General features: G+C 58.6%; 22 protein-coding genes. 7 read left to right on the forward strand and 15 right to left on the reverse strand.

What is annotated here, in order from left to right; all coding sequences use genetic code 11:
* On the forward strand, positions 1–328 hold a 328-nt coding region (locus CKW38_RS30290), incomplete at its 5' end, for a hypothetical protein (RefSeq protein WP_256588463.1).
* 110 nt (positions 329–438) lie between these two features.
* Here CKW38_RS30290 and msrQ read toward each other — a convergent pair.
* The 6 genes from msrQ to CKW38_RS28695 all read right to left on the reverse strand — a co-directional run bounded on the left by msrQ (position 439) and on the right by CKW38_RS28695 (position 6,429).
* A complete protein-coding gene (gene msrQ, locus CKW38_RS28670; RefSeq protein WP_095114483.1) occupies positions 439–1,062 on the reverse strand; it encodes a protein-methionine-sulfoxide reductase heme-binding subunit MsrQ in 624 nt (207 codons plus the stop codon).
* Positions 1,062–2,075: a protein-methionine-sulfoxide reductase catalytic subunit MsrP gene (msrP, locus tag CKW38_RS28675; protein WP_095114485.1), complete on the reverse strand. Its 1,014-nt coding sequence runs from the start codon at positions 2,073–2,075 to the stop codon at positions 1,062–1,064. Before msrP ends, msrQ begins: the two co-directional genes overlap by 1 nt.
* 63 nt (positions 2,076–2,138) lie before the next feature.
* Positions 2,139–2,996: a CDP-diacylglycerol--serine O-phosphatidyltransferase gene (pssA, locus tag CKW38_RS28680; protein WP_016983477.1), complete on the reverse strand. Its 858-nt coding sequence runs from the start codon at positions 2,994–2,996 to the stop codon at positions 2,139–2,141.
* A gap of 149 nt (positions 2,997–3,145) precedes the next feature.
* Entirely contained in the window at positions 3,146–4,162 is a 1,017-nt protein-coding gene (gene ilvC, locus CKW38_RS28685; protein ID WP_007909969.1) for a ketol-acid reductoisomerase, read from the reverse strand.
* A 48-nt stretch (positions 4,163–4,210) separates the two neighbouring features.
* Positions 4,211–4,702: an acetolactate synthase small subunit gene (gene ilvN / locus CKW38_RS28690; protein ID WP_003176102.1), complete on the reverse strand. Its 492-nt coding sequence runs from the start codon at positions 4,700–4,702 to the stop codon at positions 4,211–4,213.
* Between the two features lie 2 nt (positions 4,703–4,704).
* A complete protein-coding gene (locus tag CKW38_RS28695) occupies positions 4,705–6,429 on the reverse strand; it encodes an acetolactate synthase 3 large subunit (protein ID WP_007949940.1) in 1,725 nt (574 codons plus the stop codon).
* A 399-nt stretch (positions 6,430–6,828) separates the two neighbouring features.
* Between CKW38_RS28695 and CKW38_RS28700 the strand changes: the two genes are divergently transcribed.
* Positions 6,829–7,245 (forward strand): DUF4124 domain-containing protein, encoded by a 417-nt coding sequence (locus CKW38_RS28700; protein ID WP_095114487.1) that lies wholly within the window; start codon positions 6,829–6,831, stop codon positions 7,243–7,245.
* Positions 7,246–7,353: 108 nt separating this feature from the next.
* Here CKW38_RS28700 and CKW38_RS28705 read toward each other — a convergent pair whose 3' ends face one another.
* The 3 genes from CKW38_RS28705 to mrcB are packed head-to-tail and all read right to left on the reverse strand — an operon-like array spanning position 7,354 to position 10,779.
* Positions 7,354–7,689, reverse strand: coding sequence for a YqcC family protein (locus CKW38_RS28705; RefSeq protein ID WP_007909947.1), 336 nt, complete (start codon positions 7,687–7,689; stop codon positions 7,354–7,356).
* Complete coding sequence (locus CKW38_RS28710) at positions 7,689–8,438, reverse strand: hypothetical protein (protein WP_007909946.1); 750 nt, start codon at positions 8,436–8,438, stop codon at positions 7,689–7,691. Before CKW38_RS28710 ends, CKW38_RS28705 begins: the two co-directional genes overlap by 1 nt.
* Positions 8,439–8,454: 16 nt before the next feature.
* Positions 8,455–10,779: a penicillin-binding protein 1B gene (mrcB, locus tag CKW38_RS28715; protein WP_007909944.1), complete on the reverse strand. Its 2,325-nt coding sequence runs from the start codon at positions 10,777–10,779 to the stop codon at positions 8,455–8,457.
* 118 nt (positions 10,780–10,897) lie between these two features.
* Here mrcB and CKW38_RS28720 point away from each other — a divergent pair, with 118 nt between their 5' ends.
* The 4 genes from CKW38_RS28720 (at position 10,898) to CKW38_RS28735 (ending at position 14,265) form a co-directional block, all read left to right on the forward strand.
* A complete protein-coding gene (locus CKW38_RS28720) occupies positions 10,898–12,454 on the forward strand; it encodes a bifunctional aminoglycoside phosphotransferase/ATP-binding protein (protein ID WP_007909942.1) in 1,557 nt (518 codons plus the stop codon).
* 90 nt (positions 12,455–12,544) lie between these two features.
* Entirely contained in the window at positions 12,545–12,889 is a 345-nt protein-coding gene (locus CKW38_RS28725) for a pentapeptide repeat-containing protein (protein WP_007909940.1), read from the forward strand.
* Positions 12,890–13,175: 286 nt separating this feature from the next.
* Positions 13,176–13,448 carry a TfoX/Sxy family protein gene (locus CKW38_RS28730; RefSeq protein ID WP_003228231.1) on the forward strand — a complete coding sequence of 91 codons (273 nt, stop codon included), beginning with the start codon at positions 13,176–13,178 and terminating at the stop codon, positions 13,446–13,448.
* 16 nt (positions 13,449–13,464) lie between these two features.
* Entirely contained in the window at positions 13,465–14,265 is an 801-nt protein-coding gene (locus CKW38_RS28735) for a Crp/Fnr family transcriptional regulator (protein ID WP_095114489.1), read from the forward strand.
* 226 nt (positions 14,266–14,491) lie between these two features.
* Here the strand turns inward: CKW38_RS28735 and CKW38_RS28740 are convergent, their stop codons facing one another.
* Genes CKW38_RS28740 through CKW38_RS28755 form a run of 4 tightly spaced genes read right to left on the reverse strand, consistent with a single transcriptional unit; the run spans position 14,492 to position 18,038 of the window.
* Positions 14,492–15,343, reverse strand: coding sequence for a ChaN family lipoprotein (locus tag CKW38_RS28740; RefSeq protein ID WP_095114490.1), 852 nt, complete (start codon positions 15,341–15,343; stop codon positions 14,492–14,494).
* 21 nt (positions 15,344–15,364) lie between these two features.
* Positions 15,365–16,132: a heme ABC transporter ATP-binding protein gene (locus CKW38_RS28745; RefSeq protein WP_095114492.1), complete on the reverse strand. Its 768-nt coding sequence runs from the start codon at positions 16,130–16,132 to the stop codon at positions 15,365–15,367.
* Positions 16,132–17,115 (reverse strand): iron ABC transporter permease, encoded by a 984-nt coding sequence (locus CKW38_RS28750; protein ID WP_176472384.1) that lies wholly within the window; start codon positions 17,113–17,115, stop codon positions 16,132–16,134. The genes CKW38_RS28745 and CKW38_RS28750 overlap by 1 nt, the downstream gene beginning before the upstream one ends.
* 50 nt (positions 17,116–17,165) lie before the next feature.
* Positions 17,166–18,038 (reverse strand): hemin ABC transporter substrate-binding protein, encoded by an 873-nt coding sequence (locus CKW38_RS28755; protein WP_095114496.1) that lies wholly within the window; start codon positions 18,036–18,038, stop codon positions 17,166–17,168.
* Positions 18,039–18,203: 165 nt separating this feature from the next.
* On the opposite strand from CKW38_RS28755, the gene CKW38_RS28760 reads away from it, so the two are divergent.
* Positions 18,204–18,521 (forward strand): Rieske (2Fe-2S) protein, encoded by a 318-nt coding sequence (locus tag CKW38_RS28760; RefSeq protein ID WP_095114498.1) that lies wholly within the window; start codon positions 18,204–18,206, stop codon positions 18,519–18,521.
* On the opposite strand, the gene sfsA is transcribed toward CKW38_RS28760, so the two are convergent.
* Positions 18,518–19,231, reverse strand: a complete 714-nt coding sequence (gene sfsA, locus CKW38_RS28765; protein WP_095114500.1) for a DNA/RNA nuclease SfsA — start codon at positions 19,229–19,231, stop codon at positions 18,518–18,520. The genes CKW38_RS28760 and sfsA overlap by 4 nt on opposite strands.
* Positions 19,231–20,403, reverse strand: coding sequence for a pyridoxal phosphate-dependent aminotransferase (locus CKW38_RS28770; RefSeq protein ID WP_007909923.1), 1,173 nt, complete (start codon positions 20,401–20,403; stop codon positions 19,231–19,233). Before CKW38_RS28770 ends, sfsA begins: the two co-directional genes overlap by 1 nt.
* Between the last annotated feature and the right edge of the window lie 134 nt (positions 20,404–20,537).

The following is a 20,537-nucleotide window of genomic DNA, read 5'->3' on the forward strand; positions in this document are numbered from 1 at the left end:
GTTGGTTACATCTTTGATTTCTCGCGGAGTAACTTGTGATGCTGATAATCTTGTTGACTATCAGTCTGACTCCACAAGCACCCACACGAATTGCTTGATTCAGTTGTTAAAGAGCGGTTGGTTAAGACCTTTCGTCTCAACCGAGGCGCGCATTCTACAGCAGCCTCATTTGCTGTCAAGTGATTATTTTCAGAAGTTTTCGAAGAATTCTTCAACAACTTCAACCACTTGCGCTTCAGATCTCTCTGAAGCGGGAGGCGAATTCTACAGCGTTACACGCTGCTGTCAACACCTCTTTTTCAACTTCCTTTCGGCTTCGATGAACTGAAACAACTCACTGCCGAAACCTACATAACTCATTGAATCTCAAGGAGTTTTCCGTTTCGACTGCGCCGGAAGTGGGGCGAATTATAGACATCTGAAATCTGCCGTCAACCGTTAATTTCGCTTTTCTTGCAAAACCTGCTTTTTAGCCAGCAAACGCGGGATCCGACGCGTCACCGGCGGAATACGCAGTAGCAGGAGCACCGCACCTATAAAGGCATAGATCGCCCACTCCTCAAGATCAGCGCGCACGATCCACAACATGTGCAGCAAACCCAGGCCCAGAATCACGTAGACCAGACGATGCAGTTTCTTCCAGCGCACACCTAAACGACGCTGACTGTAGCGATTGGAAGTCACCGCCAACGCCAACAATCCGAGAAAGCCCAACGCCCCTACTATTATGTAAGGTCGCTTGCGCAACTCGACTGTCAGCTGCGACCAATCGAAACCCAGAATGAACGCCATATAGCTACACAGATGCAAAACCACATAGGCGAAACACCAGAGCCCCAACTGCCGGCGAACCGCAATCCACCCTGCCCAGCCGGTCAGTTTCTGCATCGGCGTCATGCTCAGGGTGATCAATAACAAGACCAATGTTCCCAGCCCCAGCCGATCAACCAGCACTTTGCCGGGATCCGGCCCAAGCAAATCCTCAAGCGCCTGATACAACCACAGCATCGGCCAGACCGCTGCCGCAATGAAAACGCCTATACGCCAGTACGGGAATCGCATCAGTAGTTCTTCCGCAGATCGAGCCCTGCATATAAAGAAGCGACTTCATCCGCATAGCCGTTGAACATTTGCGTATCACGAACATTCGGCTTGAACAGACTGTTCGGCAGGCGACGCTCCCGTGCTTGCGTCCATCGTGGGTGATCAACCGTAGGATTCACGTTCGCATAAAACCCGTATTCATCTGCCGCAATGCTCTGCCAGGTCGTCTTCGGCTGCTCGCTGACCAGACTGATGCGCACGATGGATTTGACGCTCTTGAAGCCATACTTCCACGGCACCACCAGACGCAGCGGCGCGCCATTCTGATTCGGCAATTCACGGCCATACATGCCTACCGCCAGAATCGCCAAGGGATTCATCGCCTCATCCAGCCGCAAGCCTTCTACATAAGGCCAATCGATCAAGGCAAAACCGGAGCGCTGGCCGGGCATGCTCTTGGGATCCTGCAAGGTTTCAAAGCGAATGTATTTGGCTTTGGACGTTGGCTCGACCTGCTTGAGCAGCGCCGAGATCGGAAAGCCAATCCACGGAATGACCATCGACCACGCCTCGACGCAGCGCAAACGATAGATACGCTCTTCCAACTGATAAGGCTTCATGAAGTCTTCCAGCGCATAGCGCCCAGGCTTACCCACCTCCCCGTCGATCACTACGCTCCATGGTTCGGTTTTCAGCGAGCCAGCATTCGCCGCCGGGTCGCCCTTGTCGGTACCGAACTCATAAAAATTGTTGTAGTGAGTGGCGTCTTTATAAGGCGTGATCGCCTCATCCTTGACGTTGACCGCCCCCCATTTAGTAGAGGAGAGCTTCTCGCTAAACCAGGCAGGTGCTTTGCCCGGCTCGACATCGGCATACCGCGCCGCATCGTCAGCATTGGCCCAGCGCGGCAGGCTACTGACGGCGATACCGGCAGCAGTGGCCCCCAGCAATTGGCGGCGAGAAAGATAGATGGATTCAGGTGTGACATCCGACTCGTGGCAGTCGGACGCTTTGGGGACTTTGATCAACATGGCAACTCCGCAGCTTTGGAGGACAGATGCACCCATAGACTGCGGAGTATGCGGGAAATTACATCACTCGGCTTTTTTGTGCCGACGAAGATGCAACAGGTACTGAACCGGGCCGGACGCCGCGTAAGCAAGGAACACCAGCAACAGAATGCGCGGTGGATCGCTGAATACCACGGCAAACACCAGCACCACAGCAAGGATAGCCACGAACGGTACGCGCCCTTTCAGATCCAGCTCTTTAAAGCTGTTGTACTTGATGTTGCTGACCATCAGCATGCCGGCGGCCGCCACCATCAACGCAACCAGGAACGACATCTTCGAACCCTGAATGCCGTAATCACTGAACGCCCAGACAATCCCCGCCACCACACCAGCAGCCGCCGGACTGGCCAGACCGATGAAATAGCGCTTGTCCGCCGTACCGACCTGAGTATTGAAGCGCGCCAGACGCAACGCCGCGCCTGCTACATAGATAAAGGCGACCATCCAGCCGACCTTGCCCATATCGCCCAACGCCCAACCGAATGCCAGCAACGCCGGTGCAACACCGAACGCGACCATGTCCGACAGCGAGTCGTACTCGGCGCCGAAGGCACTTTGTGTATTGGTCATGCGCGCGACACGACCGTCGAGGCCGTCGAGCACCATGGCAACGAAGATCGCGATCGCAGCGAAGGCAAAATACTTGCTCGCGTTGGCGGAATCACCGGCACTCAAGGCCGCCTGGGCGCTCATCGAGTTGATGATGGAGTAAAACCCTGCGAACAGGTTCGCAGTGGTGAACAGATTCGGCAGCAGATAGATACCACGATGCCGGACTTTACGACCTTCTGCGTCGTGCCCTTCCTCGATGTGTTCATCAATGGGCAGCAGGCTTTCGGCGTCAGAAGCCTTGTTCGGCTCTTCGGGACGTTCGCTCATGGACATTACCTTGCAACGGTTTGGAGAAAATTCGACAGGTGCTTGAGGACGACAGTTCGGCCACAAACGCTGCAGCTTTATACCAGAACCACCGGCTCAAACGAAAAAACGCGGCCGAGGCCGCGTTTTTTCATACAAGGGACGACGGCTTAGTTTTTGGCTTTGTCGACGATCTTGTTGGCACCGATCCACGGCATCATGGAGCGCAGTTGCTCGCCGATGACTTCGATGCCGTGAGCGGCGTTGTTACGACGCTTGGCGGTCATCGAAGGGTAGCCGGTTGCGCCTTCGCTGATGAACATTTTGGCGTATTCGCCGTCCTGAATACGTTTCAGGGCGTTGCGCATGGCCTGACGGGACTCGGCGTTGATCACTTCCGGGCCAGTCACGTACTCGCCGTACTCGGCGTTGTTGGAGATCGAGTAGTTCATGTTGGCGATACCGCCTTCGTACATGAGGTCAACGATCAGCTTCAGTTCGTGCAGGCACTCGAAGTAGGCCATTTCCGGCGCGTAGCCAGCTTCAACCAGAGTTTCGAAACCGGCTTTGACCAGCTCAACGGTACCGCCGCACAGAACGGCTTGTTCGCCGAACAGGTCGGTTTCGGTCTCGTCCTTGAAGGTGGTTTCGATGATGCCGGTACGACCGCCACCAACGCCAGCGGCGTAGGACAGCGCAACGTTTTTGGCGTTGCCCGAGGCGTCCTGGTAGATCGCGATCAGGTCAGGGATACCGCCGCCCTTGACGAACTCGGAACGTACGGTGTGACCCGGAGCTTTCGGCGCGATCATGATCACGTCGAGGTCGGCACGCGGTACAACCTGGTTGTAGTGGATCGCGAAGCCGTGGGAGAAGGCCAGGGTGGCGCCTTTCTTGATGTTCGGCTCGATTTCGTTCTTGTACAGGGAAGACTGGAACTCGTCCGGGGTCAGAATCATGACCAGGTCGGCAGCAGCAACAGCGGAAGCAACGTCGGTCACTTTCAGGCCGTGAGCTTCTGCTTTGGCAACGGTGGCCGAACCTTTACGCAGACCAACGGTAACGTCGACACCGGAGTCTTTCAGGTTGCACGCTTGGGCGTGGCCCTGGGAACCGTAACCGATGATGGCAACTTTCTTGCCCTGGATGATCGACAGGTCGCAGTCTTTATCGTAGAAAACTTTCATGAATTTCCCCTATATATCCAGGCCGTTCAGGCCATTCGCTAATTTGGTTTAGATGCTGAGTACTTTGTCGCCGCGGGCAATGCCGGTCACGCCGCTACGGACGGTTTCCAGAATCGATGCGGTGCCGATGGACTGAATGAAGCTGTCGAGCTTGTCGCTGGTACCGGTCAATTGAACGGTATACACGCTGGCGCTGACGTCGACGATCTGTCCACGGTAAATATCGGTGGTGCGTTTGATCTCGGCGCGCTGGGCGCCAGTGGCCTTGACCTTGACCAGCATCAGCTCGCGCTCGATGTGAGCGCTTTCCGACAGGTCCACCAGCTTGACCACTTCGATCAGCTTGTTCAGGTTTTTGGTGATCTGCTCGATGACTTCATCGTGGCCAACGGTGGTCAGCGTCAGACGCGACAGGGTCGGGTCTTCGGTCGGAGCCACGGTCAGGCTTTCGATGTTGTAGTTGCGCTGCGAGAACAGGCCGACTACGCGAGACAGAGCGCCGGGTTCGTTTTCCAGAAGCAAGGAAATAATGTGCCGCATGATTAAGTACGCTCCGTCTTGCTCAGCCACATATCGCGCATCGAGCCGTCTTTGATCTGCATCGGATAGACGTGCTCGCTGGTGTCGACCGAAACGTCGATGATCACCAGGCGATCCTTCATGGCGAACGCTTCAGCCATCTTCGACTTCAAATCTTTCGATTCGGTGATGCGTACGCCGACGTGGCCGTAGGCTTCAGCCAGCTTGACGAAGTCAGGCAGCGATTCCATGTAGGAATGCGAGTGACGACTGCCGTAGCTCATGTCCTGCCACTGACGCACCATCCCCAGAACACCGTTGTTGAGGATGACGATTTTCACTGGCAAGCCATATTGCAGGCAGGTCGACAGTTCCTGGATGTTCATCTGGATACTGCCTTCGCCGGTGACGCAGGCAACATCGTCATCCGGGAAGCTCAACTTGATGCCCATGGCCGCCGGGAAACCGAAGCCCATGGTGCCCAGACCACCGGAGTTGATCCAGCGGTTCGGCTTGTTGAACGTGTAGTACTGCGCAGCGAACATCTGGTGCTGGCCCACGTCGGAAGTGATGAAGGCATCGCCCTTGGTCACTTCGCAGAGGGTTTCGATCACGGTCTGTGGCTTGATCTTGCTGCCGTCGCCCTTCTCGTAAGGGAACAGGCCGCGATCACCGCGCCATTCATCAACCTGCTTCCACCAGCTGGCAACGGACTCCTTGTTCGGGGTCTCGCCGATTTCCTTGAGGATCGCGACCATTTCGGTCAGGACGCTCTCCACCGGGCCAACGATTGGCACGTCGGCCTTGATGGTCTTGGAAATCGAAGCCGGGTCGATATCGATGTGGATGATCTTGGCGTTCGGGCAGAACTTCGCCGCGCCGTTGATCACGCGATCGTCGAAACGTGCGCCGACCGCGAGGATCACGTCAGCATGGTGCATCGCCAGGTTGGCGGTGTAGCTGCCGTGCATGCCGAGCATGCCGATGAACTGACGATCAGTACCCGGGAAACCACCCAGGCCCATCAACGTGTTGGTCACGGGCAGGTTGAGCATTTTCGCCAGTTCGGTCAGCGGTGCAGAACCGTTGCCGAGGATCACGCCGCCACCCGAATAGAGCACTGGGCGCTTGGCCGCCAGGAGCATTTCTGCCGCCTTGCGGATTTGCCCGGAGTGACCGCGAACGGCCGGGCTGTAGGAACGCAGCTTGGCTTTTTTCGGGAAGATGTATTCGAACTTCTCGGCCGGGTTGGTCATGTCTTTCGGGATATCGACCACGACCGGGCCCGGACGACCGGATTGCGCCAGGTAGAAGGCCTTCTTCATGACTTCCGGGATTTCCGAAGCGTGCTTGATCATGAAGCTGTGCTTCACGATCGGCCGGGAGATACCGATCATGTCGGTTTCCTGGAACGCGTCGGTGCCGACCATGGTGCTTGGCACCTGACCGGAAATGATCACCATTGGAATCGAGTCCATATAGGCGGTCGCGATCCCGGTAATGGCGTTTGTGGCGCCAGGACCGGAAGTCACCAATACCACGCCGGCTTTACCGGTGGCACGGGCATAACCGTCAGCCATATGGGTTGCCGCTTGTTCGTGACGAACCAGGATGTGAGTCACTTCCGGTTCTTTGAACAGGGCATCGTAAACATGCAGGAGAGCACCACCCGGGTACCCGTAGATATATTTGACGCCTTCGTCACGCAAAAAGCGGACGAGCATCTCACCGCCAGATAAAAGCTCCACGTTGTTCACCTCTAAAACGCCAGAATACCGTCCACAAAAAAGGGGCGGGTCTTAATAGGTTTACTTCTCGGCAGAGCATGAGCGACGGTGGTCGCCGACTACGTCAGCACTGACTGAGCAAGTATTGGGATCGTCCCAAGTGTTGCGGGCCTTTCCCACCCAGCGCGAGGTAACGCGTTGCGGGTGTAACAGGTCGGCGCGGATGAGCGCCTCATGATCTACCGAGTGGGTCTGCTTCTGGCAGTCCCTCTACAGCGGACTTTGGATTCTTCTGTTTCGCCCTCTCCAAGTCAAGCCGTCTATGTGGTTAATTGTGGGTAAACACATGAGAACGCAAGAAAAAACCTGAAAACCGCTACTCTGTTAGTGTCAATTGCGCACTTTTACCAAGGATTCAGCATGCGAACGCTCCTCCTCACTCTGCTGATCGGCATCAGCCCATGGGGCATGGCCGCTCAAATCTACAAATGGGTCGACGCTCAAGGCGTCACGCATTTCGATGCGCAGCCGCCAGCGGGCCAGCCGTCGACGACCTTGCAGACGCCCTCGTCGCCCCCGCCCAAGCCCGGGGCAATGCCGGGCAGCGGTGTACTCGGTGACCAGAAGGCTATCGACGACAAGGTGAAGAAACAGGTGGCTGACCAGCAGGCGCAGCTCAAGCAGTTTTGCGAGCAGGCACGGACGAACCTTGCGCAATTGCAGAACAATCCGCGTTTGAGGGAGGAGGTGGAGGGGCAGATGCGCCGGCTGGATGATGCACAGCGTCAGGAACGCATGGTCGAGGCACAGAAACAAATCGCGCAGAATTGTGAATAGACACCTGTAGGAGCTGCCGCAGGCTGCGATCTCTTGATTTTGCTTTCAAAAACAAGATCAAAAGATCGCAGCCTTCGGCAGCTCCTACCTATCCGGTGTCAGTCTGGGTTAGCGCGAGGCAGTGATCAGCAGGTCAAACTCTTTGAGCAGCACCTGCAACTGACGATCCTTGCCACCCAGGTTGCGCTGGGCGAAGACCATTTCGGCCATTTCCTGAATCCCCGAAGCATTCGGCAACGGCAAATCCTGTTCAAGGATCATCTTCATGCGTGGCAGGAAGATCCATTGCAGCCACTGCTCGAAGTCCAGTGTATCGACCGAAAACGGCTCGACACTGCTCAGCGCTTCGGCCGACGGAGAAACCTCATCCCACCAGCCTTGTGTGCGCAGCTCACGCTCGATCAGCAACAGCTGATCAGCGATTTTCGGGAAACGAGCATCCATCACAGCGAAACCTTGGCCTTCTGACGGGCCTGAGCGGCGCCGGCGGAATCGCCTTGTTTCTCACGGGACTGAGCAATGATTTCCCATAGGCTGGCCTGCAAGTCCGGACGACCGTTGGCCATGGTCAACGCACGACGGGCGAACTGCTCTGCTTGCGGCGCGTCACCTTGGGCCATGCGCACCTGCGCCAGACGATAAAGCACTTGCGGCTCACGCGGCGCCACACGCTGAGCACGCTCCAGGCTGGAGGACGCGCCATTGAGGTCGCCACCGGCCTGTTGTTGTTGAGCTGTCGTCAGCAAGGCAAGCACCGGACCGTCCAGTTGCTCATCTGCCGACAAGCCACCGCCGCTGCTGGCCGAAGGAATCCCGCTGGGCGTCGACGGCATGCTGTAGCTGCCGGAATTGATCGGCGCGGACTCGGCCGGCGAAGGATTGTACGGCCCCGCCGTGATACCGCCGGATGCCGGGCCTGGCACGATTGGCGAAGCGCTGATCGGTGTCGACACGGCAGCGCCGCCGCCCGGCACCATCACCACCACACCAGTATCACCTTGCGGAATGGCCTGAGTCTGGCCCTGCGCAGGACGCTTCACCGTCGTTTGACGGAAACCGCCATTGGCCGAAATACGCTCGCTGTTGGACACCGCAGTACCGGAATCAACCACCGGAATCGAACCACGCTGTACGGTAGAGCAGCCGCTGAGCAAAGCCACGGCGGTCACCGCTGGAATCAACCACTTGTTCACTTGAAACCCTCTTCGCTTAATTCATCCAGCCCTTGACCCAATCCATCACCGACTCGCCGGAAGCAGGCGTTTCGCCCGCACAGGCGGCGCCGGGTGGCGGTTCGCTGCCGCGAATATACGGCATCTGCACCGCCCCCGGGCAGTTGGCATCGGAGCCCTGCCCGGTACGCGAATCGACCCACGCCTGCACGACGTTGTCCGGTTGCGGCATGTCCAGCGGCAGCGGATCGGCCTTGCGCATGAAACTGGTCCAGACCTGCAGCGCACCAGTCGCCCCGGTGAACGGTGTCTTGCCGTTGTCATCACGACCCAACCAGACCACCGCCAGCAGATCCTGACTGAAACCGGCGAACCAGCTGTCACGGGAATCGTTACTGGTACCGGTCTTGCCCGCCAGCGTCAGAGTCTTGGGCAGCACGTTATAAACCGAGCTGCCGGTACCTTCACGCATCACGCGCTGCATGGCGTTCTGGATCAGATAGATGGACGCCGGATCGAAACGCTGTTCGATCTGGAAAGGATAACGCTTGAGCGGCTCGCCCTCGGCGGTCAGCACGCTACGAATCCCGCGCATCGGCGTATTGAAACCACCGTTGGCCAGCGTCTGGTACATGGTCGCGACTTCGATCGGGGTCATGCCGCCAGCGCCGAGAAGCATCGACGGGAATGCCGGGAACTCACGCGTCACGCCCAGTCGACCCAGGGTTTTCAATACATTCGGCACGCCGACTTCCAGGCCCAGACGCGAAGTCGACAGGTTGTAGGAATGCGCCAAGCCCTGATAAAGGAACACGGTACCGTGAGAGCGACGGTCATAGTTCTGTGGTTTCCACACCTGACCGTTCGCGCCTTTGACCGACAACGGATCGTCGGACAGCCAACTGGTCAGGGTGTACTGGCTCGGTTTTTCCAGCGCAGTCAGATAAACCGCCGGTTTGATCAAAGAGCCAATCGGCCGCACGGCATCCAGTGCGCGGTTGAAACCGGCATAACTGGCCTGACGGCTGCCGATCATGGCCTGGACTTCGCCGGTTTCCGGATTGGTCACGACCATCGCCGCTTCCACGTCATCAGAACCCTTGCGCCCGGCCAGACGTTTGAAGGTGTCGTTGACCGACGCTTCGGCCTTCATCTGCAGGATCGGATCGAAACTGGTGAAGATGCGCAGGCCTTCTTCCGTCAAGTCTTCGTCGCGGTAGTCTTCACGCAACTGGCGTTTGACCAGATCGATAAAGCCCGGGAACGAGCTGTCGGCCAGTTTGCCGCGAGTGGTCACGCCCAGTGGCATTTTCTTCGCCGCTTCGACCTGTTCGGCAGTCGCCACGCCTTGCTGCTCAAGCACGTCGAGCACCAGGTTACGCCGTTCCAGCGCGCGCTCAGGATTACGACGCGGGTTGTAGTAGGACGGGCCTTTGACCATGCCGACCAGCAACGCCACCTGATGCAGTTTCAGCTCGGACAATGGCTGGCCGAAGAAGAACTGGCTGGCCAGACCAAAACCGTGCACCGCACGCTGACCGTCCTGTCCGACGAAGACTTCGTTGAGGTAAGCCTCAAGAATTTCCTTCTTGTCGTAATGCAACTCCAGCAGCATCGCCATCATTGCTTCGGTGAGCTTGCGAGTCAGGCTGCGTTCGCTGGTCAGGTAGAAGTTTTTCACCAACTGCTGGGTCAGCGTACTGCCGCCCTGGGTCATCTTGCCGCCAGAGGTGTTGACCCAGACAGCGCGGGCAATCGACTTCGGCGACACGCCCCAGTGGCTATAAAAGTCGCGGTCTTCTACAGCGACCAGGGTTTCGAGCAAATACGGCGGCACCTGATCGAGTTTGATCAGAATGCGGTCTTCGAGATTCTTTGGATAAATGCCGCCGATCATCAACGGCTCAAGGCGCACTACGGATAACTTTGAACCGTTGGTCGCCGACAGTTCTGCGACGTAATCGCCGGAGAAACGCACGCGTACCGGCTGCGGTTTTTCCAGGCCTTCATAGAACTGGAAGCCACGGGTATTCAGATCGACCGTATTGCCACTGACGGCTGCGGCGCCGGGGCCATTGCTGACCGCCTCACGGCGATAGCCGAGGGCATCGAGTTCGGTAAGGAAATCGTCCTTGCTGAGCTTTTGTCCGACGAACAGCTCGAGCGGCCGCGCGTAGACCTTGGCCGGGATGGTCCAGCGTTTGCCGGAGAACTTCTCCTGCACCACGGCATCGAGGTAAACGGCGAAGCCGGCCAGCACGACAAGGCCGACCAGACTGAGTTTAATGGCCCAGCTCAACCACGGGCTAAGGCCCTTGGAGGGTGGCTTTTTCTTGGTACGGGGGGATCGAGTTCGAGTCATGGCGGCGGATTATACGCACTTTATTCATCCTCAACAGGAGCGCTCCGAGGTTTGCGTCGGGCTGGCGAGCGGCCATAATGGCCGCCTCGAATTTCCCCCAGTCTCTGAAGGATCGCCCGTGAGCCAGTCACTGATCGCTGCCCTGCAAAACCCGGCCCTCTACCCGCACCCTGTCGAAGGGTTTCAGGTCATCGAAACCCATATCTCGTGGGTGATCCTCACCGGTCCCTTCGCTTATAAAGTGAAGAAACCGGTAAATTTCGGCTTCCTCGACTTCACCGGTCTCGAGTCGCGTGCACATTTCTGCGCAGAAGAGCTGCGTTTGAACCAGCGTTTGACTGATGATTTGTATCTGGAAGTGTTGCCGGTGACTGGCAGCGTTGAAGCACCGCAACTGGGCGGCGACGGCGCAGCGATCGAATACGTGCTGAAAATGCGCCAGTTCCCGCAGAGCGGTTTGCTCAGCACCCTGCAAGCCAATGGCGAGCTGACCACCCAGCACATCGACGAGATGGCCGAGCAGATTGCGCGCTTCCACCTCACCGCGCCAAAAGTCCCGGCCGAACACGATGCCGGCACCCCGGACAGCGTAATGGCGCCGGTCGCGCAAAACTTCGAGCAGATCCTGCCGTTCCTCAGCGACAAAAACGATCTGCTGCAACTCGACGCACTGAAAGCCTGGGCCGAAAGCAGTTTCGAACGTCTCAAGCCACTGTTCGCTCAGCGCAAAACCGAAGGTTTTACCCGTGAATGCCACGGCGATATTCACCTGGGCAACGCCACGGTCATTGACGGCAAAGTGGTGATCTTCGACTGCATCGAGTTCAACGAACCGTTCCGTTTCACGGACGTCTGGGCCGACACCGGTTTCCTCGCGATGGACCTGGAAGACCGTGGCCTGAAATCCCTGGCGCGCCGCTTCATCAGCCAGTACCTCGAGTTGACCGGCGACTATCAAGGCCTGGAAGTGCTGAACTTCTACAAAGCCTACCGCGCACTGGTTCGCGCCAAGGTTGCGCTGTTCAGCATGCCGGCAGACGCAACACCAGTGCAGCGCGCCACCACCCTGCGCCAGTACCGCAACTACGCCAACCTGGCGGAGAGCTACAGCACCATTCCCTCGCGTTTCATGGCGATCACCCACGGTGTTTCCGCGGTTGGCAAAAGCCACGTGGCCATGCGTCTGGTCGAAGCGCTGGGTGCCATCCGCCTGCGCTCCGATGTCGAGCGCAAGCGCTTGTTCGGCGAGCAAACCGTGGCCAACGACGTGCAGGCCGGCATCTATAGCGCCGACGCCAGCACCGCGACCTACGCACGCCTGCATGAAATTGCTGAAGTCATCCTGCACGCCGGTTTCCCGGTGGTCATCGACGCGACTTACCTCAAACGCGAACAACGCGACAACGCGGCAAAAATTGCCGAAGCCACCGGCACACCATTCCTGATCCTCGACTGCAACGCACCGCAAGCGGTGATCGAGAGCTGGCTAGCGATTCGTCAGGCCGACAAACAGGATCCGTCTGACGCCACCCTGGCCGTAATCGAAGCGCAGCAGGCCAATCGTGAAGCGCTGACGCCGGAAGAAATCCTGCGCAGCAAACGCGTGCAGACCAACGAATCCGGCACGCTGGACACCGTGGTCGCGCAGATCCGTCAGCGCCTGCCAGGCCTGTAAGAAACTATTTCGGCCGTGAAGCCCTCGCTCGCTTCACGGCCGTCAAATAGTGGCACTATACTGGCGTCATAAAACCAACGGTGATATGACATGAGCCAGCCGAAACTTCTCGACACCCCGCTGTATGCCTTGCTGCACAAAGACGACATCACAGGTTTCAACAAAGAGCGCCCACAGGATGGCCCGATCGACATGGTCGGCGGCGATTTCCGTGGTCTCGATTTACGTGAACTGAACGCCGATGGCGTGGATTTCCGGGACGCGTACTTCCGTTCCGCCGATCTGCGTGGCATCGATTTCCGCAATGCGTCGCTGGAAGGTGCAAGCCTGGCTCACGCACAGATTTCCGGGGCGTATTTCCCGCCGGAGCTGAGCGCTGACGAGATTCTGATGTCGATGAATTTCGGCACGCGTTTGCGTTATCGCACCCGCTGATCGCCTCATTGTTCCCTGACACAACGCCGTCCCTGCAGGAGTGAGCCTGCTCGCGATAGCGGTTTAGAATTCAACACATGTGTGCCTGCAAGTCCGCTATCGCGAGCAGGCTCACTCCTACATTGATTTGTGTTCCCCCCTCCTCATCTGCGCTTGCAGCCCTTAAAAGCGCCCTTTCTTAGAAGCGTTTGCGTTGAATCCGACCAAACAACCACGCTTTTCCTACTGATGGCTACACTCCTGAGAAGCTCGCCCACGCACCATTCGGCCGTCGCAAGGAGGCTTGATGAATGATGAACTGCAACACCTGAAGAATCTTGGCAAGACGTCGGCGCAATGGCTGCATGCCGTGGGCATCCACAGCGCCTCGGACTTGCGTCGCCTGGGCGCAGTGGATGCCTACCGGGCCGTGCGTACCCGCGGGTTTCGCGCATCGAAGGTGTTGTTGTATGCGATTGAAGGCGCGCTGATGGATGTGCACTGGAACGACATCCCCGCCGAACGCAAGGACGCCTTGAACAAGCAGCTTGAAGCCATTTCCTCGCGCCACAAGAACTGAACGGGCATAGACCGTTATGTATTTACTGGGGGAACAATCGGCCTGGGCCGATGCCTTGATCAACCGTTTGCAGAGCTTGCCTGCACTGTGGCTGCGCGATTTGGCGCCTTGCGGGCCGACTCTGGAGCTGGAAGCGTCGGATGATTTGCTCGCGCAATTGCCCGCCGATCAGCTATTCCTGCTCAATGAAGGTGGGATCAGCGGCTGTATCGCCGCCCGCCCGCTGTTTTATTGGCAGGAGGGTGATTTGATCGGCCTCCAGCAAGGTGAGAACTGGGCTGATTGCCGTTTATGCAATGAAGGGGCATTGCGCTTGACGCCCTATCGGCGTGGTGAGTTTTTCCAGCATTTGCATGCCGACACTCATCGGACAGAGCAGTTTCTGGAGTATCTGCTCGGGCAAATGGCAATCCTTGCCCATGCCGTCGCGGAGCTGAAGCCACGCGAGTTTCGCAGCACCAACGGTTTCAAACGGGTCGAAGCCGGTGAAACCCTGATCAGCCAGGGTGACGCAGCTGACCACGTGTTCGTAATCATCGACGGGCATGCCGAAGCGTTTGTAGACGGGCAGAAAGTTGGCGACGTGCCCAAGGACGAAATTTTTGGTGCTATGGCCGTGTTCACCGGCGAGCCACGCAGTGCCACGGTCATCGCCCGAGAACCGAGCACAATAATGCTGATTCCCGGTGAACAATTCTTGAGCATGACTCGCACCAATCCGAAGATCGCCCACAGCCTGATCGAGAGCATGGCGCGGCGGATCGGCCAGCTGAATCGGCAGATCACACGAATACCCCCACCGGAAAGCCTGCGCTGAACCCTTTGTTTACGGGGTGTTCCGGCCATTTACCAGACGAATTCAAAGAAACGGAAAAACAGTTGTTGACTCGGTAATGAGAATCGCTATGATTATCACAACTGGTCGCGAGATCAGTCGATATTCTGAAAAGCCCTTGGTTCGGACTCTCAGATTATCTCCTCATCAGGCTAATCACGGTTATTTGACCCGGTTTTTACCGGGTCTTTTTTTGCCTGTGGAAAAGTCATTTGCCGAACTGTTTGCGCATCTGCTCGCAGTAATCCTGCTTGGGCGTGGCGGGCGTGTACCAAACGTAATCGGCCATCGCTGCCGTTATCTCGGTGCCCTGCTCTGCCAGCATCAACACCGTCGGGGACTCCGTGGCGCCCAAATCCACAACATGCAACAGCACGCCAACATCCTTGCGCGCATGCCACGCACCGGCCAGCAAGACTGAAGGTGTCGGGGCCGCCAATAGCCCTTCGGCCATACGCCGATCACGTTGTTGCTGAACAGCGAGCATTGCCGGCATCTGTGATTCGGGCAGCAGGCCACAGTGGGAATCGCTGATCTGCTCCAACAATACGGCTTTCACCGACTCAGCATTGCTGCGCTCTCCCTTCAACACGGACGGATTGCGATAGAAGGTTCGAATCTCGTCGCTATCCAGATTTGCCGCCAGTAGCGGATAAGGTTGAGTGAGCGCGAAGCGGACAATCGGCCCATAGAGATTCCAGTCCCAACCGTCCTGCCAGGCCAATGCACCGGGCAGATCAGCGGACGGCGTTTTCGTCTGGCGTGCCTCGTCAACACGAGGCTGCTGGTCCGGCGTGAACATTTCCATTAGAAGACTGCCCTGCGGCCGCTGCTCGCCGAGCGAGCGCAACAGCCACAACTGCGCGGCATGATGATCGGCATTGTCATGCTGCTCACCGATGATCAACCGCTCAGGCTCAGCCAAGCGCTTCACCAACTGCTGCGCCGTCAGCACTTCGCCGTTGCGTAGATCGCGAATCTCGCCACTGACCGGCGGTGGCGCCACAGCATGCTGACACCCCGCAAGCAACACCACCGCCAACAGCCACATCCCACGCATGCAATCACCTCGATGATCCAGTCAGCGGGCGATAATCAGCGGATGCCCACGCTCCGGGTGCGGCTGCACCAACACTTCGAGACCGAATACGGCCTGGAGCGTGTCCGGTCGCAAAACCTGCTGCGGTGTATCCAGCGCCACCGGATGCCCGCCTTCCAGCAGCAGAATGCGATCACAATAACGCGCCGCCAGATTCAGATCATGCAGGATCACCAATACCGCGGCGCCACGATCAGCAAACTCGCGCACGGCCTGCAGCGTTGTGTGTTGATGCAGCGGATCGAGCATCGACGTCGGCTCATCCAACAGCAGCGTCTGCCCGGCCTGCCCCGGCCAAAGCTGCGCCAGCACCCGCGCCAGATGCACACGCTGACGCTCGCCACCGGACAGCGCCAGATAACTGCGACCGCTCAAGTGCCCGGCATCCGCCGCCGTCAACGCCGCCGCAATGATTTCGTCATCCCGCCCCCGACCACTCTGCCAAGGCAAGCGGCCCATGCCGACCACCTCTTCGACGCGGAAAGCAAAATCCAGGGTCGACACTTGAGGCAATACCGCCAATCGCTGCGCACGTTGCGGGCCAGTCCAGTGACTCAACGCCTGCCCGTCGAGGGAAACCCCGCCGTTGCTCGCCGCCAACTCGCCGCACAAGGCGCCCAGCAAGGTACTTTTGCCAGCACCGTTCGGCCCCAGCACACCGAGTACTTCACCCGGTTCAAGCTGCAGCGTGACATCGCTGAGCACTGTCTTGCGACCACGCTGAATGTGCAGATCCTGTGCACGTAACATCAGGCGCGCCCTCGTAACAGCAGATAGAGGAAGAACGGTGCACCGATAAACGCGGTGACAATACCGATCGGCAATTCTGCCGGCGCCAGCGCCAATCGCGCGACCAGATCAGCCAGCAGCAGCAGGCTCGCCCCCGCCAACACCGATGCCGGCAGCAAGACTTTGTGATCCGGCCCCGCCAGCAAGCGCACCAGATGCGGCACCACCAGCCCGACAAAACCGATCATCCCGGCTGCCGCCACTGCGGCGCCAACCCCCAGCGCCGTACAAAACACTAATTCACGCTTGAGCCGCTCGACATCGATGCCTAAATGCCCGGCCTCGGATTCTCCGAGCAGCAAGGCATTCAGCGCTTTCGCCCGACGCGGCAACCACAATGCGACACCAGCGCTGATGATCAGCAAAGGCCACAGCCGCGCGTAACTGGCGCCATTGAGGCTGCCAAGGTTCCAGAAGGTCAGCGTGCGCAGCGTCGCGTCATCCGCCAGATAAGTGAACAAGCCGACGGCCGAACTGGCCAGCGCCGTCAGGGCAATCCCCGCGAGCAACATGGTTGCAACATTGGTCTGGCCGTTGCGTCGCCCCAGTCGAGAGACCAGCGCCGTCACCCCTAACCCACCGAGAAACGCACAGACCGACAACAGATACGGTCCAAACCATTCCGGCAGACCGCCGAAAAACGAGCCACCAACAATCGCGATCGCCGCGCCCAATGCCGCGCCGCTGGAAACGCCGACCAGCCCCGGATCCGCTAACGGGTTACGAAACAAGCCCTGCATTGCCACACCGGACAACGCCAACACACCGCCGACCGCCAGCCCGAGCAAAGTCCGCGGCAAACGAATCTGCCCCAGGATCAGCTCCGCCTGCTCCAGACCGTCCGGTGCCAGCGGCAGGCCGAGCATGCGTAACGCCGCGCGTAATGTATCGAACAGCGGCAGGCTGACCGGCCCCAACGCCAGCGACAGCCAGATCGCCAGCAAACACAGCAGTGTCAGGCCAATGAACAAGGCACGGGGTTTTACCAGTGTGGTCATTGGCCGCTCTTGGCCGGGTAGAAGCCGTCAGTCAGGCTTTTCAGCGCCGCCGGCAAACGTGGCCCGAGGCCGCCGACCAGCAAAGTCGGGTCAAGCTCCAGCACGCGCCCGGCCTTGGCCGCGCGGCTTGAATCGAGAATCGGGTTTTCCTTGAACAGCGCTGCTTTCGCCGCCTCACCGGTCAACGCACGGTCGGCGAACACCAGCACCTCAGGATCAAGGCTGGCGAGGGATTCCACGGAGAACGGTTTGTAACCGGTGTGCGTCGCCAGATTACGCCCCCCGGCCTGCTGCAACAGCCAGTCGGCGGCAGTGTCCTTGCCGGCGATCAACGGTTTGCCGCCCGCATGCCCGAGCAACAGCAACACGCCCGGCGCCTTTTGTTTGCTCTGCACTTGAACAACACGCGCCTTCTGCGCATCGAGCTGCTGTTGATAAGTTTGCAGCAACTGCGCAGCCTTCGGCTCGGCGCCGAGCAATTGGCCCAAATGAGTAACGTTCTTCTCCAGCGTCGGCAGATCCGGTTGAGCCGAGAACAACACCACCTGAACCTTGGCCGCTTTGACTTGCGACAGAACCGGCGGCGGGCCCATTTCTTCAGTGCCAATCAAGATATCCGGACGCAGACTGAGAATGCCCTCAGCCGAAAGGCTGCGCTGATAACCAATGCTCGGCAGCGCCTTCAACGACTCCGGGTGCTGGCTGGTGGTATCGACGCCGACCAGTTTCGATTCGCCGCCCAACGCACTGACCCACTCCGACAGCGCACCGCCGGCACTGACCCAACGTTGCGGCAAATCAGCCGCTGCAGCCTGGTGGCTGACCAAAAGTCCGACACACAGCGCGGCAACGCGGGTACTCAGGCGCATACACAGCTTCCTTGAATAAGGTTTTTCCCGGGCATCAGGATGGCAGGCCAAGTATCCTCGATATCTGCCAGACGCCTGCGGGTGAAGGCCGCCATTTGATAATTGTTTGCATTTAAACGTCAAGCTCGGACATATCCAGACACGAGCGGACACTAGAGGATAGTCATGAAGTTTCTCTGCGCGGGCGCCGATCTGGCTGAAGCGAAAAGCCGTGGTTTTGAGATCGACGGCAACAAACTGTTCGCCGTGCGCCGCAGCGGCCAGGCGTATGTCTACCTCAATCGCTGCCCGCATCGCGGCGTCGGGCTGGAATGGCAGCCCGACCAGTTTCTCGACCCGAGTAACAGCCTGATCCAGTGCGCCACCCACGGCGCACTGTTTCTGATCGAGGACGGCGAATGCGTCGCTGGCCCCTGCGCCGGGCAATCACTCACCGCCATACCCTGCCGCGAAGACGCCCAAGGCCTGTGGATCGATGTTTAACCGTTGAGTAACACGTCGAGACGCCGGTCGATGACCATCTCTTCATGGTCCAGCCGCACGCCATACGCCAGCACCTCAACGCCGCAGGCCACTGCTTCGAGAAGTGCATCGGCGTACGCCGAATCGATTTCCTTCGCCGGCCGCACCGCTTCAATCCCGCTCAGATTGACGCAGTACAACTGCACCGCGCGAATCCCGTCTCGTGCCAGATGCGCCAACTCCCGCAGATGCTTGGCGCCACGCTGGGTCACGGCATCGGGAAATGCTGCCACCGCAGTACCGTCGAAGCCCAGGGTGACGCTTTTCACCTCTACATAGGCCGGGCCACTCGGGTATTCGAGGCGGAAATCGATACGGCTCTTTTCCTGCCCGTAAGCGACTTCACGTTTCAACGCGGTAAAGCCGTTCAGCTCGCTGATGACACCCGCCTGCAACGCCTCTTCGACCAGTCCATTGGCCCGCGCTGTATTCACGCAAAACAACCGGCCTTGCGGGGTTTCACCGATTTCCCATGTACCGGGCAACTTACGTTTCGGATCGTTGGAGCGACTGAACCAGACCTGCCCACCCTCGACCTGACAATTGAGCATCGAACCGGTGTTCGGGCAGTGAATGGTCAGCAACTCGCCGCCAACGGTTTCGATATCGGCGAGAAAACGCTTGTAACGCCGGATCAGTCGCGCCTCTTCCAGAGCAGGATAAAAACGCATCAGCCTTGCCAGCTCTTCAAGCCACGGGCGATTCGCTCCACCGCTTCCTGTAAGCGCGGGAGGTTTTGCGTGTAGGCAAAACGCACATGGTGACTGGCCTGATAGCGACCGAAATCCAGACCCGGGGTGAACGCCACATGCTCGGTTTCGAGGAAATGTCGGCAGAACGCGAAGGCATCGCCGCCGAACTGGCTGATATCGGCGTAGAGATAGAAAGCGCCTTCCGGCTCCACGGCGATGTTGAAACCTAACTCGCGCAACGCTGGCAGGAGGAAATCCCGGCGACGGCCGAATTCGGCACGACGCTCTTCAAGAATCGCAATAGTATCCGGCTCGAAACAGGCCAACGCCGCATACTGCGCCATGCTCGGTGCACTGATGTAGAGGTTCTGCGCGAGTTTTTCCAGCTCGCTGACCGCCGCGTCCGGCGCCACCAGCCAGCCGAGACGCCAGCCGGTCATGCCGAAATACTTGGAGAAACTGTTCAACACAAAAGCGCTGTCATCGACTTCCAGCACGCTGGCGGCATCGGTGCCGTAGGTCAGACCGTGATAGATCTCGTCCACCACCAGATGCCCGTGTTTCGCCTTGATGGCTGTGGATAACCCGGCCAGCTCATCGCGTGTCAGGATCGTCCCGGTCGGGTTGGCCGGCGAAGCCACCAGTGCGCCGACGCTGTCGTGATCCCAATGCCGCTCGACCAGATCAGGAGTCAGTTGATAACGCACGTCCGGACCCACCGGCACCAACTGCGCCGCACCTTCGACCAAACGCAGGAAGTGCCGGTTGCACGGGTAACCCGGATCCGCCAGCAGCCAGTGTTTACCGGGATCGACCAGCAACGCGCTGGCCAGCAACAGCGCACCGGAACCGCCCGGTGTAATCAGAATCCGCCGTGGGTCGATATTCAAGCCATAACGCGATTGATAAAACCCGGCGATTGCCTCGCGCAGTTCCGGAATGCCGCGCGCAGCGGTGTAACGGGTCTTGCCCGCCGTCAGCGCCGCCTGCCCGGCACGAATGATCGGTTCAGCGGTAGTGAAGTCTGGCTCACCGATCTCCAGATGGATGACATCATGACCTTCAGCCTGTAACTCATTGGCCCGCGCCAGCAGCGCCATCACATGGAACGGTTCGATCGCACGACTGCGCGCACTGTAAGGCTGAGCCATTGGTTTTCCTTCGGCAGGGAAAAAGAGACGATTCTACCCATCCGCCGGAACGAGCGAGAACCCGCAGCGGTCACAGCCTCAAGAACGCTGGACTGTAACGATACGCACGTACGCTCCAGGATTGACTAAAATCA

Origin of the sequence: Pseudomonas sp. Irchel 3H7, assembly GCF_900187605.1 — a bacterium.
Classification (GTDB): Bacteria; Pseudomonadota; Gammaproteobacteria; order Pseudomonadales; family Pseudomonadaceae; genus Aquipseudomonas.

Excerpts from the sequence above, each read along its gene's own strand:
- msrQ (WP_095114483.1), bottom strand. The coding sequence starts at position 1,062 with ATGCGATTCCCGTACTGGCGTATAGGCGTTTTCATTGCGGCAGCGGTC.
- msrP (WP_095114485.1), bottom strand. The coding sequence starts at position 2,075 with ATGTTGATCAAAGTCCCCAAAGCGTCCGACTGCCACGAGTCGGATGTC.
- pssA (WP_016983477.1), bottom strand. The coding sequence starts at position 2,996 with ATGAGCGAACGTCCCGAAGAGCCGAACAAGGCTTCTGACGCCGAAAGC.
- ilvC (WP_007909969.1), bottom strand. The coding sequence starts at position 4,162 with ATGAAAGTTTTCTACGATAAAGACTGCGACCTGTCGATCATCCAGGGC.
- ilvN (WP_003176102.1), bottom strand. The coding sequence starts at position 4,702 with ATGCGGCACATTATTTCCTTGCTTCTGGAAAACGAACCCGGCGCTCTG.
- CKW38_RS28700 (WP_095114487.1), top strand. The coding sequence starts at position 6,829 with ATGCGAACGCTCCTCCTCACTCTGCTGATCGGCATCAGCCCATGGGGC.
- CKW38_RS28705 (WP_007909947.1), bottom strand. The coding sequence starts at position 7,689 with ATGGATGCTCGTTTCCCGAAAATCGCTGATCAGCTGTTGCTGATCGAG.
- mrcB (WP_007909944.1), bottom strand. The coding sequence starts at position 10,779 with ATGACTCGAACTCGATCCCCCCGTACCAAGAAAAAGCCACCCTCCAAG.
- CKW38_RS28725 (WP_007909940.1), top strand. The coding sequence starts at position 12,545 with ATGAGCCAGCCGAAACTTCTCGACACCCCGCTGTATGCCTTGCTGCAC.
- CKW38_RS28730 (WP_003228231.1), top strand. The coding sequence starts at position 13,176 with ATGAATGATGAACTGCAACACCTGAAGAATCTTGGCAAGACGTCGGCG.
- CKW38_RS28735 (WP_095114489.1), top strand. The coding sequence starts at position 13,465 with ATGTATTTACTGGGGGAACAATCGGCCTGGGCCGATGCCTTGATCAAC.
- CKW38_RS28740 (WP_095114490.1), bottom strand. The coding sequence starts at position 15,343 with ATGCGTGGGATGTGGCTGTTGGCGGTGGTGTTGCTTGCGGGGTGTCAG.
- CKW38_RS28745 (WP_095114492.1), bottom strand. The coding sequence starts at position 16,132 with ATGTTACGTGCACAGGATCTGCACATTCAGCGTGGTCGCAAGACAGTG.
- CKW38_RS28755 (WP_095114496.1), bottom strand. The coding sequence starts at position 18,038 with ATGCGCCTGAGTACCCGCGTTGCCGCGCTGTGTGTCGGACTTTTGGTC.
- CKW38_RS28760 (WP_095114498.1), top strand. The coding sequence starts at position 18,204 with ATGAAGTTTCTCTGCGCGGGCGCCGATCTGGCTGAAGCGAAAAGCCGT.
- sfsA (WP_095114500.1), bottom strand. The coding sequence starts at position 19,231 with ATGCGTTTTTATCCTGCTCTGGAAGAGGCGCGACTGATCCGGCGTTAC.
- CKW38_RS28770 (WP_007909923.1), bottom strand. The coding sequence starts at position 20,403 with ATGGCTCAGCCTTACAGTGCGCGCAGTCGTGCGATCGAACCGTTCCAT.